Genomic DNA, 13,687 nt, shown 5'->3' with positions numbered 1-13,687 from the left:
AGTATTTTTGAATAGTTGATTTGTTTTATTAATCAATTAAATTTATTACAGTGTATTTTATTATATTGTTGATTTTTAATAATAATTTAAATTATTTATTTTGTTTTAATGATATTGTTTTTTATGATTTTAATGCTATTTTAAAATACGTTTTTAGTGCGCGTCTTTGTTGTGATTTATGTGCTGCAGTAGGCAGTATTAAAATTTTTATGGTTAGGATAACCACCACAGTATAAAAAAAATATTTGGTTGACCCTGACATATATTCTTGAAAATGGAGTAAAAGAATATGTGGGACTTATTTGTCATTCTGCTGTCTTTAGGCTTGTTGATGTACACCGCCTATCGTGGCTTTTCCGTGATTTTGATGGCGCCGTTGTGCGCATTGTTGGCGGTTTTTCTGATTAACCCTGCCAATGTGCTGCCGTTTTATTCAGGCGTTTTCATGCCCAAAATGGTCAATTTTATCAAAGATTATTTTCTGGTGTTCTTGCTGGGTGCGATCTTTGGCAAAGTGGTGGAAATGTCAGGGATTGCCGAGTCCATTGCCCGTACCATTGTGAACTGGATTGGTGCTAAAAAAGCGATTTTAACCGTGGTTTTACTCGGTGCAATTCTGACGTATAGCGGTGTTAGCCTATTTGTGGCGGTATTTGCGATTTATCCATTTGCCAATCAGTTGTTCCAACAGGCCAATATCCCAAAACGTTTAATTCCGGGCACGATTGCCTTAGGCGCATTTACATTCACCATGGATGCACTGCCGGGTACACCACAAATTCAGAACGTGATTCCAACCACATTTTTTGGTACCAATATTTATGCTGCACCGTTTTTGGGTGTGATCGGAGCGATCTTCGTCTTGGGCATGGGATTACTCTATCTGGAGTCACGTCGTAAAGCTGCGGCGCGTGCAGGCGAGGGTTATGCGGGATTTGCTGCTGAGGATAAAGTCACGCCAGCGACTGCCGATGTTGAGGCATCAACTCCGACTCATGGTTCAGCATTACGTCAATGTATGGCCTTTGTTCCGTTGATTCTGGTTGCGGTCATGAACCGTTATCTGTCTACTGCAATTAAAGAATGGTATCCGAATGGTTTTGATTTTAATGCAATTGGTTTAGCGAATTACAGCGTGGATGTGGCAAAAACAGGCGCAATCTGGGCAGTTGGTTTGGCCTTGATCGTCGGGATTATTGCAGCGATCTTGTTTGATTATCAGCGCGTGGTAACTAACTTCAAAGAAGGTGTAAATGCCAGTATTGGTGGTTCATTGCTGGCGGTGATGAATACCGCTTCTGAATATGGTTTTGGTGCAATCATTGCAGCATTGCCAGGCTTTGCTTTGATCAGTCATGCACTTGGTACTACCTTTACCAATCCGTTGGTGAATGGTGCGGTAACGACGACTGTGCTGGCAGGGATTACAGGTTCGGCTTCAGGCGGGATGAGTATTGCCCTGAGTGCGATGGCAGAGACCTATAACGCTGCCATTGTGGCTGCGGGCATTCCACCCGAAGTAATGCATCGTGTGGTAGCGATGGCGTCAGGTGGTATGGATACGCTTCCACATAATGGTGCCGTGATTACCTTACTCGCGGTGACAGGCCTAACCCATAAACAATCCTATAAAGATATTTTTGCAGTGACCGTGATTAAAACCTTAGCGGTATTTGTGGTGATTGCTGCATTTACATGGTTCGGTATTGTCTAAGACGAATTTTAATTTGAGCTTGCCTATATTGATTGGCGAGCGATACAGATCATCAAGAACAGGAGTACTACCGTGACTCAACAACTCGAAGCCAAAGTGGCATTTATTACTGGTTCAGCCAGTGGCATTGGTTTAGAAATTGCGAAAAAATTTGCTCAGGAAGGCGCAAAAGTAGTGATTTCTGATGTTAATGCCGAGAAATGTCAGCAAGCGGTTGAGCAGTTAAACCAGCAAGGTTTTGAAGCCTTATCTGCGCCATGTGATGTGACCGATGAACAGGCGTATAAAGCGGCAATTGACTTGACCATGCAAAATTTCGGTCGTCTGGATATCCTGATCAATAATGCGGGTTTTCAGCATGTCGCAGCGATTGAAGATTTCTCCACGGATATTTATCAGAAACTGGTACAGGTGATGCTGACAGGTTCATTTATCGGAATTAAACATGCATTTCCGATTATGAAAGCACAAAAATATGGCCGGATTATCAATATGTCTTCGATCAATGGTTTGATTGGTTTTGCGGGTAAGGCGGGTTATAACAGTGCCAAGCATGGGGTGATTGGTTTGACTAAAGTGGCAGCTTTGGAATGTGCGCGTGACGGGATTACTGTAAATGCATTATGCCCAGGTTATGTCGATACACCGTTGGTACGTGGGCAAATTGCCGACTTGGCGAAAACCCGAAATGTGAGTCTGGAAAGTGCTTTGGAAGATGTAATTTTAGCGATGGTGCCGCAGAAGCGTTTACTCAGCGTGGAGGAAATTGCTGATTATGCGATTTTCCTTGCCAGCAGTAAAGGCGCAGGAATCACAGGGCAGGCTGTGGTGATGGATGGTGGTTATACCGCACAGTAATCCGTTAATCTGATTGAATAAGCCGCTCCATTGGGCGGCTTTATTCTTTATAGAGCTGATTATATTCGAGCGCGCTACTTTCGCCGTCTGATTATTGCTACACTTTTTTATTTTTAGGCGGAAGTATTATGTCTTTTGATCTTAAAGTCAGTTTAAAGAAAAGGGCTGAACCTTCCTCACAGCAGAAAAAGCTAAATCGCCTGATTGATCAAATAGAACAGCAAAAAATCAGCCTTGCCACATGGCAGAATGCGCAAGCCGAGATTCAACAGCACACAAGGCAAAAGCTGATGCCTGTGTATAGCGAATTGCATGAAATCCTGTTTCAGCAGTTGGATCAACTTTGGAATTTGTTGCAACAGCATGAGTTTTCCAAAGCTGATATGCAGCAACTGGATGAAAAAATTGCCCAGCTTGCGCAAATGTTAAAGCGTTCCAAAATGTTGAAGGATGAACAGTTAACGCTGGTCAGGCAGATCGATACTTTTTATCAGCAACATGCCCAGCAATTGGCTAAAAAGAATAAAAAAGTACAGTCAGCCAAATTTGAACAGAATGAAAGTTATGAACAAAATACAGAATTAGAACAAGATGACTTTGAGCAATATGCAGCCGAGCAGCAACAGGCACGTGAACAGGCCAAGCAACTTAGACAACAGCAAAAACGTGAACAAGCTGAGCAGATGGCAGCGCAATCGTTGAAAACTGTGTATTTAAAAATTGCTGCCATGATTCATCCCGATCGTGAGCAAGACAAGACTAAGAAAGAAGAAAAAACTGAGTTGTTCCAACAGGCGAATCAGGCCTATGAAAAGCAGGATTTGTTTTATTTGCTCAAGCTTCAATTACAGCTTGAACAAAATAAAGGTGTAGGCGCTAAAGAGCTATCGGCGGAGCAAGTGAAGTTTTATAAATTGGCTTTGGATGCACAGAGTCAGCAGCTTGAAAGTCAAATTGACGAAATTTTAGATTCTTTTCAGTTGGCGAAAAAAGTAAAAGCTGAGCATCTGCATATTAGTGATGTGTATAAAGCCATAGATGCGGATTGTGCCGAGTTAAAGCAGCAGTTGAAGTGGGAAAAGGAACGTTTAAAGCATATGAAGAAGGTGAGTGGGGTGGAGATGATGTTGGGGCATGGGACGCTATAAATTTTGACTTAGTTCTCTTCTGGTCGGAGAAGGCTATATATGACTTGAAAATTAATTAAGTAACCTTATAAAAGTCTAATATTTAAAATTAAATTGAGTAGATTGAAAATGTCTGATAAAAAAACAGAAGCTATAAAACTTTTAAATGATTCTTTAAATGAACTTGAATCAGCAAAAGGTAGTGTAACCGTCGCAGTTCAAAAAATGTCACGCGCTTCATTATTGCTAGATGAAAAAAATATATATGTTTGGTCCGAAATTCAGCTAGGAAATCAAAAATACGTTTTTTATGTAAAGGAGCTTTTGATATTAATTAATAAAGAATATGAAAAAAAACAAAAACCAGTAAGCCTTACTTCTTCTGTTTTTAAAGCAAAAATTCAAGAATTAAAAGATAAGGAGATTGATACTGATTTTATATTTACCTCACAGTTCGTAAATATAAAAAGCATAACTTCTACTGGAGGTTTAGATCATTCAATTAATGTATTGGAAGATCAATTGCCATATTTAAAAAAGAATGGAAATGATAAGACTCTTTATTTAAAAAATGTACAAGATCATATTGATTATATAAAGAAAAAAGCCCATGAATATTGTGTGAAGTTAAGCAATAAATATAAGTATTCAGATACCTCAAGTAGTTGTTTTGATTTACTGAAGAATGCTGTCGATGATAAATTGCTTGATTTAGAGCCTGAGTTGGCACAACAATTAATGCTTGCATTCAAAGGAATATCCTCTAAAAGCTCAGAAGAATGGTCACAAGCATTAACATCGTGTCGTAGATTATTAGAAGCTTTAGCTGATAAGCTCTATCCACCAAATGATAAAATTATTAATAAAAGAACTTTTAAAGCTAATCAATATATTAATCGTCTTTGGCAATTTATGTCTGAATCAATTGAATCGGAAAGTAATAGAGATTTGGCTAAAATACATGTTGATTATTTAGGTTCATGGTTAGAGAAAAACTACAAAATGACAAATAAAGGTGTTCATGCTGATGTTAGTCAATTAGAAGCAACGCGTGTTGTTTTTCATTTATATTTAATGCTTTCTGATATTTTAGATTATTTAGATTCTTCACAAGTAAGCATTAATTCTAAGCCCTCATTGAAGACAGCCACTTTGGATGATTTTGAAGTGCGATTGAATATTAAGCGCGATATTGCTAAAGCTATTTATAAGTTTAGAATTCAGAACAATGGTTTAGTTACTTTCGATGATTTAAAAACTATCCGAGGGATAGGACCTAAAACATTACAATTAGCGCAAGAGCAATTTTCTGAATAAAAAAAACCCTCAATTGAGGGTTTTTTTATTCAAATTACCGTTTAAAGCGCAGCAATTTGCTCCATACTTTGCTTAATCTTCGCTAACTGATCAGCAAACTCAGCCAATTTAACCTTTTCACCTTCAACAACCGCTGCTGGTGCTTTCGCTACGAAACCTTCGTTTGAAAGTTTATTGGCAATTTGATCATGTTGCTTTTGAACTTTATCCAAGTCCTTCTGCAAACGACCCAATTCAGCTTTAGGATCAATCAAGCCTTTCATTGGTACAAATACAGAGGCATGGCCCACAACACTTGAAGATGAAAGCGGTGGTTCTTCGCCTTGTGCCAAGAAAGTAATACTTTCAACTTTCGCCAATGCTTTAAACAATGCTTCGATACGCGTGATTTGCTCACGTTCAGCATCAGAAGTGTTTTGCAGCAATACAGGCAATAAACGCGCATTACCTAAGCCCATTTCACCACGGATATTACGTACCGCACCAATCAGACCTTGTAACCACTGCATATCTGCTTCAGCTTGATCATTCACTTTTGCTTGATCAGGAACAGGGTATTGCGCAGTCATAATCGTTGCACCGCCTTTGCCTAACATCGGCGCAAGCGTTTGCCAGATTTCTTCAGTCAAATACGGCATCAATGGATGTGCCAAACGTAAAGATGCTTCCATTACTGCAAGTAACACACGGCGAACTTCAGCTTTACGCTCTTCAGAAACATTGGCATCGTTCAGAACCGGTTTGGTTAACTCAACGTACCAGTCACAGTATTCATTCCAGATAAAGTCATAGATTGCTTGTGCAGCAAGGTCTAAACGATAGGTCGCGAATGCTTGATGTACCGCAGCTTCTGCTTTTTGCAGACGGCTCATGATCCACTGCTCAGGAAGTTCCCAAAGATCAGGACGTGCTTCTTGACCAACGGTTTGACCTTCAACATTCATCAACACGAAACGAGTTGCGTTCCAGATCTTGTTACAGAAGTTACGGTAACCTTCAACACGCTTCATATCGAACTTGATGTCACGACCCGTGTTAGCAAGCGCACAGAAGGTGAAACGAACTGCATCTGTACCGTAAGCCTGAATACCTTCTGGGAATTCTTTACGCGTTGATTTCTCAATCTTCGCTGCCTGTTTCGGATTCATCAAACCTGTAGTGCGTTTTGCAACAAGGCTTTCAAGATCGATACCGTCAATCAGGTCGAGTGGGTCAAGCACGTTACCCTTAGACTTAGACATCTTCTGACCTTCACCATCACGTACCAAGCCGTGAACGTAAACAGTCTTGAATGGAATCTGTGATGAACCATCTTCATTTTTCATGAAGTGCAGGGTCATCATGATCATACGTGCAACCCAGAAGAAGATGATGTCAAAACCCGTCACCAAAACATCAGTTGGGTGGAAGGTTTTGAGGAAATCATTGGCCGCATCTTTCTCTACATCACCCGTCCAACCTAAGGTTGAGAATGTCCAGAGCGCAGATGAGAACCATGTATCTAATACATCTTCATCTTGGTTCAATGCAGTATCTGCTGGGATGTTATTTTTGGCACGAACTTCAGCTTCGTCACGACCTACATATACATTGCCTTCAGCATCGTACCAAGCTGGAATACGGTGACCCCACCACAACTGACGTGAAATACACCAGTCCTGAATGTTGTTCATCCATGCCATGTACATGTTGCTGTATTGCTCTGGAACGAACTTGATACGACCATCTTTTACGGCTTCGATTGCAGGCTCTGCCAATGGCGCAATTTTCACATACCATTGGTCCGTTAATAATGGCTCAATGATCACGCCAGAACGGTCACCGCGAGGTGGCTTCAAGGTATAAGGTTGGATCTGGTCTAACCAACCTTCAGCTTCTGCTTGTTCAACCAGTTTCTTACGCGCTTCAAAACGTTCTAAGCCGATATAGTCTGCTGGTGCAGCAATCGTTTTAGAAATCTGTTCGCCTGCTTTGGCAATGTATTCAAACTCAGCCAAAACTTCTGCATTTTTATTGAAGATATTGATGATTGGTAATTCACAACGCTTACCCACTTCATAGTCATTGAAGTCGTGTGCAGGGGTGATTTTTACACAGCCCGTACCAAATTCTTTATCAACATATTCATCTTTAACGATTGGAACAGCACGACCTGTAATTGGCAGGATAATGTTCTGACCCACAAGATGTGAATAACGTTCATCATCCAGTGCAACCGCAACGGCAGTATCACCCAGTAATGTTTCAGGACGTGTGGTTGCCACAACAATGTGATCTTTACCATCGTGGGTACGGAGTGATTTGTCTTCAAAGAAATATTTGAAGTGCCACAACGAACCTGCTTCTTCTTTATCAGACTCAACTTCGAGGTCAGACAGGGCAGTTTGTAGTTTCGGATCCCAGTTAACCAGACGTTTACCACGGTAAATTAAGCCATCTTCATGCAGTTTTACGAAAACTTCTTTCACCGCATTGGATAAACCTTCGTCCATCGTGAAACGTTCACGTGACCAGTCTACAGATGAGCCTAGACGACGAATCTGACGCGTAATCGTACCGCCTGATTGTTCTTTCCATTCCCAGATTTTTTCGATGAACTTTTCACGGCCCAAGTCATGACGGCTGATGTTTTGCGCACCCAACTGACGTTCTACCACCATCTGTGTTGCAATACCTGCGTGGTCAGTACCAGGTTGCCATAGGGTATTTTTACCCATCATACGGTTGTAGCGGGTGAGGGCATCCATGATGGCATTGTTAAAGCCATGACCCATGTGCAAGCTACCCGTGACGTTCGGCGGCGGAATCATGATACAGAATGATTCACCTTGACCTGATGGCTTGAAGTAACCTTGTTGTTCCCAGATTTGATACCACTTCTTTTCGATCTCGGTTGGATCGTAAGTGGTTGCAATATTTTGAGCAGATTGAGCGTCAGTCATAGTACAGAAGATTAAAATTGAATAAAAAATTGTATCTATTGTAGCAAAAAATCCTCGCTTCTGTAGGTCTTTCAACATGCCATCGCTGATTCAGTAAAGCCGCTCAAATAATGTATCAATTACGGTTTATTCCAGTTGTTATTTGAGGAGGAATTCGGCTTTTTTACGGATGATGCCCCTAATTGATGCAAGATGGGCTGAATCCTGATAAGGCACTTATAAGCTTTGATTTTTTCTTATAAAACCGATGAAAGGCGTTGGATTTTTAAACAAATAAGATTAAATTTATGTGTAATGCATCACATAACTAAAAGATATTGCTGCATAAAACAACAATATAAAAATGCGAAAACTAAAAAGGGATGATGGTCATGAGTTATTCAATTCTATTGAAGATTAATGAAGTTACGCATGGACAGTTTGAAACGATTCGCCAGCAATTGAATGCGGGGACAACGGAAAGTCAGGCACGAATGCTGGGTGAGGTCCTATCTGAAATTGCCTGTGATATTGTTGAGCAAGTTTTTTCAGTCTTACTCATTCAGAACCGCCAGCCGACACAGATCACGCAAAAATATACGGCTGAATCTGAAAAAGTCATCCAGCAAATCATTGGTGCTGTACGTAAATATATGCCTTGGTCGATTGCTTTATTTGGCAATGAACGCTTATGTCCCTTTGCTAATTATTTTTCCAATATGATCAAGTATCACGACGAGCAGGTCTATGTGTCTTATCCGATCGATCGACACTTGGTACAACAGGCACATGCTTTAGTGACAAGACTCAAGAATAATGAAATCAGCGACATGGTGGATGTCTTCCAGACGTTGATCCAGATTGTCGATTTGGGTGTGACCAATTTGATCCGCGAACCGAAAAAATGCCTCAACTTTAATATGGTGGTGGATAAAACCCTGAATGGCGTGATTAATATGACCGCCCATCTCAGTTATAAACGTCTGGAAAAAATGAGCAATCAGGTTGATAGCAATGCTGCAACTGATTGTGTGAACCATTTTTTAGCATTTATGCATGTTGATACAGAATAGAGTGTGATAAATTCGGCGGGTACAACGCCAAAAATGATAGAAAAATAGATTTGATAAAAGGGCTTGTTTAACAAGCTCTTTTTTATGGAATCTAACAATTAGGGTTATTAGAATGAACACCGCCGTTTTTTTAAATATTCATGCGGACACTTACGCAAGGTTTGCGCATATTCGAACGCAATTATTACAAGGAAATAAAGAAAGTCAGGCCAGCGCTTTAGGGAGCGTCTTATCCGAGATGGCTTGTGAAGTCGTTGAACAGGTTTTTATCGTTCTATTACAAGAAAATAAACAATATTCGCAAACAGGTGAATCCGAAAAAGTGATTCAGCAAATTCTGGAAGCGATTCGTAAATATATGCCGTGGTCAATTTCATTTTTTGGCAATGATCGTTTAATTCCTCTGGTTGAATATCTTTCAAAAACCTTACAGATCGAAGATGAAACCATTTATATGACTTATCCTGTCAAGCAACCGTTGGCAGAGCAGGTCAAGGCCTCTAGCCAGAAACTGGCAAATGGCGATCACAATGAAATTTCAAATTCGCTTAAATTACTCACCGAAGTAATTGATACGGGTGTGGATCACTTGATTCGTGAACCGAAAAAATGTTTAAAGTTCAATTTTGTGGTGGATAAAACCTTAAATGGCGTGATCAATATGACCACGCATCTGGGATATAAACGTTTGGAAAAATTGAGTACCCAGATTGATCAGCAACTGGCTGCAACGTATGTGGATTACTTCCTCAAATTTATGCGCCATTCAGCATAGGTAGGATATAAAAATGGCAAAACTGAAAAGTCTTGAAAATAAAGTGGTCTGGATTACGGGTGCCTCTTCGGGTTTAGGCAAAGCACTGGCACGTGAATGTGCACTACAAGGTGCACAGGTCGTTTTGACTTCACGCCGTTACGATGAGCTGGAAGCGGTACGCGTGGGTTTACTCAAGCCAGAACAGCATCTTTCAATTGCTGCTGATATTACCGATGAAGCTCAGGTACGCCATGCGCATGAACAGGTTCTGGCAAGTAAAGGGCGGATTGACTGGCTGATCAATAATGCAGGGTTGAGTCAACGCGCCTTGATTCAGGATACGACTATGCATACTGAGCGCGCCATTATGGAAGTTGATTACTTTTCGCAAGTGTTCTTTACCAAGACTGTATTGCCGACTTTTCTGAAACAAAAATCAGGCCGTGTGGTGTTTGTATCCAGTGTTGCAGGCTTACTCGGTACGCAATATCGCGCGACTTATTCAGCAGCCAAAGCAGCCATTCACATGTGGGCCAATAGCTTGCGTGCTGAAGTATCGAATGATGGTGTAGAAGTTTCAGTAGTCTTTCCAGGTTTTGTAAAAACCAATGTCTCATTCAATGCATTAAATGGCGAAGGTAAACCGCAAGGCCATCAAGACAAAGCAATTGAAAATGGTTTAGATGCCGATGTATTTGCCGAGCGTGTGGTGGAGTCATTGATGGCAGGGGATCAGTACATTGTGGTTGGTGGGAAAAAAGAACAACTGGGCGTGCTGGTTTCTCGTTTATCGCCAAGCTTGCTCTATAAAATGATTCGCAAAATGAAAGTGAAATGAGTGTGAGTGTGAGTGTTATTATTTTTAAAGGAAGTAGAAGTATAAGTGGAAGATAATCAAAACTTATCTCAACCCTCCTCGAATCATCGAGTATCAATAACAGCGATCATCATTTATGTATTGCTGGCATTGACTGCCAGTATTTCTGTTGGTGGAGGATTGAGCTGGTTATTCACGTTTAATATGGCGGATTTTGAAGGGGGGAGTGGCTATGCCGCAATCTTCATTTTTATGTTAACTGCATCTATCAGTTTTTTAGCTAGTCTGGTTGCCCTACCGATCATGATTAAAAAGGCACCAAAATTTTTACCTCATGTTATGTGGATTTTTGCAGGCTTAACTTTACTGTTGGGATTATTTAACTGACTGACATCATGACGTAAAACAGCTGGCCATAATATTTAAAGGGTAGGACGAAATGACAGAAGATCGCCGTAAAAAAGCCGTTTTTAACTGGAGCGGTGGTAAAGACTCTTCTTTGGCCTTGTATAAGGTCTTACAGCAAAATGAGTTTGAGGTCATCGCCTTATTGACCACTGTGAATGAAGAAACCGAGTTATCTTCGATGCATGCGATTCCACATCGGCTGCTAGAAAAGCAGGCTGAAAGTATTGGTATTCCGCTCTATCCTGTGTTCTTACCAAAGAACCTTCCGGTATATGAACAACGCATGCTGGATGCTGCCAATCACTTTAAAGCACAAGGCGTTGAACATTTTATCTTTGGCGATATTTACTTGAGCGATGTACGGCAATATCGTGAAGATCGTTTGCATCCTTTAGGTATTGAAGTGGTTGAGCCGATATGGAATCTTAATTCGGCTGAGGTAATGCAGGATTTTTTAGATTCAGGTATTAAAACCAAAATCATTGTGACGGATGCCAGCAAACTTGATGAATCCTTTATCGGGCAGGATATTGATGCAGCTTTGATTGAGCATATGCCAGCGGGCGTGGATGTCTGTGGTGAAAATGGCGAATATCATAGCTTTGCTTATGCGGGCGGTTTATTCAAACATCCTGTTGAATTTGAAATTGCTGAAACGCGTCAGATGTCGTATGAATTTAAGTTAGAGAATGGCGAAGAGAAAACCTATCACTATTGGCAAGCGATTTTTGCAGAGTAGAGCAACACATCCTGTGCATGACACAGGATTTTTAAAAATTATTAAATTATTTCTTTATTTTTTATTGGTAAAAGCTGTTTGATCAAAATCATAGATGTTATGCACAATCGGTAGGTTGATCTTTACCCAAACATAACGACATCGTACAGAGCTTAAGAATAAGCTTTAGCCGCTGCCGGAACGAAAACGAAAAAAAGCTTGCCTCTCTTTAAGCACGAAGGCATGGAGACTGTACATGGAACGACAACTTTCACTTTTGGCCAAGGAGCGGACGATTGCCCACGCAGGCTATAATCGTTGGCTGCTACCACCTGCTGCACTGGCAATTCATCTCAGTATTGGTATGGCATATGGTTTTTCCGTATTTTGGTTACCCTTGTCCAAAGCTCTGGGAATAGATGCGCCGATTGAATGTAAAGATATAGGTTTGCTTGAACAACTGTTCACCACGACCTGTGACTGGAGCGTATCTACCCTAAGCATCATGTACACCTTATTTTTTGTATTTTTAGGTTCATCCGCTTTTTTGTTTGGTGGCTGGCTTGAACATGCAGGACCGCGTAAGGCGGGTGTAGTTGCCGCATTTTGTTGGGCAGGTGGTTTGATCTTGGCTGCACTAGGTGTATATACGCATCAGTTGTGGCTATTGTGGCTGGGCGGTGGAATCGGAGGGATCGGGCTTGGGCTGGGTTATATTTCACCTGTATCTACTCTGATTAAGTGGTTCCCAGATCGTCGAGGTTTAGCAACAGGTCTTGCCATTATGGGCTTTGGTGGCGGCGCCATGATTGGTGCACCGCTCGCGGATCAGTTGATGAAGTTCTTCGCGACCGATATTTCTGTGGGGGTATGGCAAACCTTTCTGGTATTGGCCGCTGTTTATTTTGTTTTTATGATGGGAGGTGCATTCGGTTATCGGATTCCGCCTTCAAACTGGAAACCGAGTGGTTGGCAACCAGCAGCAACCCAGGCGAATGCTCTGGTCACCAGTCGTCATGTGCATTTAAATAAGGCGTGGAAAACCAAGCAGTTTTGGCTGATTTGGGGCGTCCTGTGCTTAAATGTTTCGGCGGGTATTGGCATTTTAGCGATGGCTTCTCCTTTGTTGCAGGAAGTATTTGGTGGACGTCTGATCGGCTTAGAGATCGGTATTAATGAATTAAATACAGAACAAAAAATGCAGATTGCGACCTTTGCCGCGGGTTTCACCGGTTTACTGTCGTTGTTTAATATTGGTGGACGTTTCTTCTGGGCATCTGCATCGGATTTTATTGGTCGTAAAAATACCTATTTCATTTTTCTAGCCTTAGGTTTCTTATTATACGTTTCGATTCCACAACTGGCCCATGCGGAAAATCTACCTTTATTCGTTTTAGCTTTCTGCGTCATTCTGTCAATGTATGGCGGGGGCTTTGCCACAGTACCTGCTTATCTGGCGGATATTTTTGGTACACAAATGGTCGGGGCAATTCATGGACGTTTGCTAACAGCGTGGTCTGTGGCTGGTGTATTAGGAACTTTACTGATTACCAATATTCGAGATTATCAACTGGCCCATGGCGTAGCTCAAGCGCAATCGTATGATACGACGATGTATATTTTGGCGGCTATGCTAGCGATTGGGTTTGTACTCAATTTAATGGTCAAACCAGTTGATGACGATAAATATATGACAGAGGCTGAATTGGCTGCTGAGAAGGCTCTGGCGCATGAAAAATTACCACAAGATTTAAGCGTAGAAAGTGATGTAGCACATGCACCATCAAAGACGATTACCGTTGTGTTTGCATGGCTGGTCGTAGGTCTTCCTTTGCTGGCAGGCATCTGGTTTACCTTACAAAAGGCGATTGTTTTATTTCATTAACTTTAAAAATCTAAGCTATAAAAAATGCCTCATAAGTCGAGGCATTTTTTTATTTTATTGGTACTACGATAATTCTCAAATAGGCGACTGAA

The 13,687-nt window shown here is 41.2% G+C and carries 11 protein-coding genes; 10 read left to right on the top strand and 1 reads right to left on the bottom strand.

The genetic code is table 11. From position 1 onward, the window contains the following. Positions 1-289: 289 nt before the first annotated feature. The 4 genes from AWW72_RS05730 (at position 290) to AWW72_RS05715 (ending at position 5,016) form a co-directional block, all read left to right on the top strand. Positions 290-1,714 (top strand): GntP family permease, encoded by a 1,425-nt coding sequence (locus AWW72_RS05730; protein ID WP_047429625.1) that lies wholly within the window; start codon positions 290-292, stop codon positions 1,712-1,714. A gap of 72 nt (positions 1,715-1,786) precedes the next feature. Continuing rightward, entirely contained in the window at positions 1,787-2,572 is a 786-nt protein-coding gene (locus AWW72_RS05725; RefSeq protein WP_062846684.1) for a 3-hydroxybutyrate dehydrogenase, read from the top strand. A gap of 128 nt (positions 2,573-2,700) precedes the next feature. Next, positions 2,701-3,720: a coiled-coil domain-containing protein gene (locus tag AWW72_RS05720; RefSeq protein ID WP_062846683.1), complete on the top strand. Its 1,020-nt coding sequence runs from the start codon at positions 2,701-2,703 to the stop codon at positions 3,718-3,720. Positions 3,721-3,828: 108 nt separating this feature from the next. Beyond that, on the top strand, positions 3,829-5,016 hold the full coding sequence (locus AWW72_RS05715) for a helix-hairpin-helix domain-containing protein (RefSeq protein WP_062846682.1): 1,188 nt from the start codon (positions 3,829-3,831) through the stop codon (positions 5,014-5,016). A gap of 41 nt (positions 5,017-5,057) precedes the next feature. Here the strand turns inward: AWW72_RS05715 and AWW72_RS05710 are convergent, their stop codons facing one another. Then, a complete protein-coding gene (locus AWW72_RS05710) occupies positions 5,058-7,958 on the bottom strand; it encodes a valine--tRNA ligase (protein ID WP_062846681.1) in 2,901 nt (966 codons plus the stop codon). 371 nt (positions 7,959-8,329) lie between these two features. On the opposite strand from AWW72_RS05710, the gene AWW72_RS05705 reads away from it, so the two are divergent. The 6 genes from AWW72_RS05705 to AWW72_RS05680 all read left to right on the top strand — a co-directional run bounded on the left by AWW72_RS05705 (position 8,330) and on the right by AWW72_RS05680 (position 13,595). Further along, complete coding sequence (locus tag AWW72_RS05705; protein ID WP_005259250.1) at positions 8,330-9,010, top strand: hypothetical protein; 681 nt, start codon at positions 8,330-8,332, stop codon at positions 9,008-9,010. Positions 9,011-9,122: 112 nt separating this feature from the next. Further along, positions 9,123-9,785, top strand: a complete 663-nt coding sequence (locus AWW72_RS05700; RefSeq protein WP_004775229.1) for a hypothetical protein — start codon at positions 9,123-9,125, stop codon at positions 9,783-9,785. Between the two features lie 13 nt (positions 9,786-9,798). After that, positions 9,799-10,605 (top strand): SDR family NAD(P)-dependent oxidoreductase, encoded by an 807-nt coding sequence (locus AWW72_RS05695; protein ID WP_062846680.1) that lies wholly within the window; start codon positions 9,799-9,801, stop codon positions 10,603-10,605. A 45-nt stretch (positions 10,606-10,650) separates the two neighbouring features. Then, positions 10,651-10,971: a hypothetical protein gene (locus AWW72_RS05690; RefSeq protein ID WP_062846679.1), complete on the top strand. Its 321-nt coding sequence runs from the start codon at positions 10,651-10,653 to the stop codon at positions 10,969-10,971. 52 nt (positions 10,972-11,023) lie between these two features. Next, positions 11,024-11,731 carry a Dph6-related ATP pyrophosphatase gene (locus AWW72_RS05685; protein WP_062846678.1) on the top strand — a complete coding sequence of 236 codons (708 nt, stop codon included), beginning with the start codon at positions 11,024-11,026 and terminating at the stop codon, positions 11,729-11,731. Positions 11,732-11,966: 235 nt separating this feature from the next. Continuing rightward, entirely contained in the window at positions 11,967-13,595 is a 1,629-nt protein-coding gene (locus tag AWW72_RS05680; RefSeq protein WP_062846677.1) for an OFA family MFS transporter, read from the top strand. Positions 13,596-13,687 lie beyond the last annotated feature (92 nt).

The sequence above is a fragment of the Acinetobacter sp. NRRL B-65365 genome (assembly GCF_001605865.1).
GTDB lineage: Bacteria > Pseudomonadota > Gammaproteobacteria > Pseudomonadales > Moraxellaceae > Acinetobacter > Acinetobacter vivianii.
This window is presented reverse-complemented; position numbering and strand designations above follow the sequence as displayed.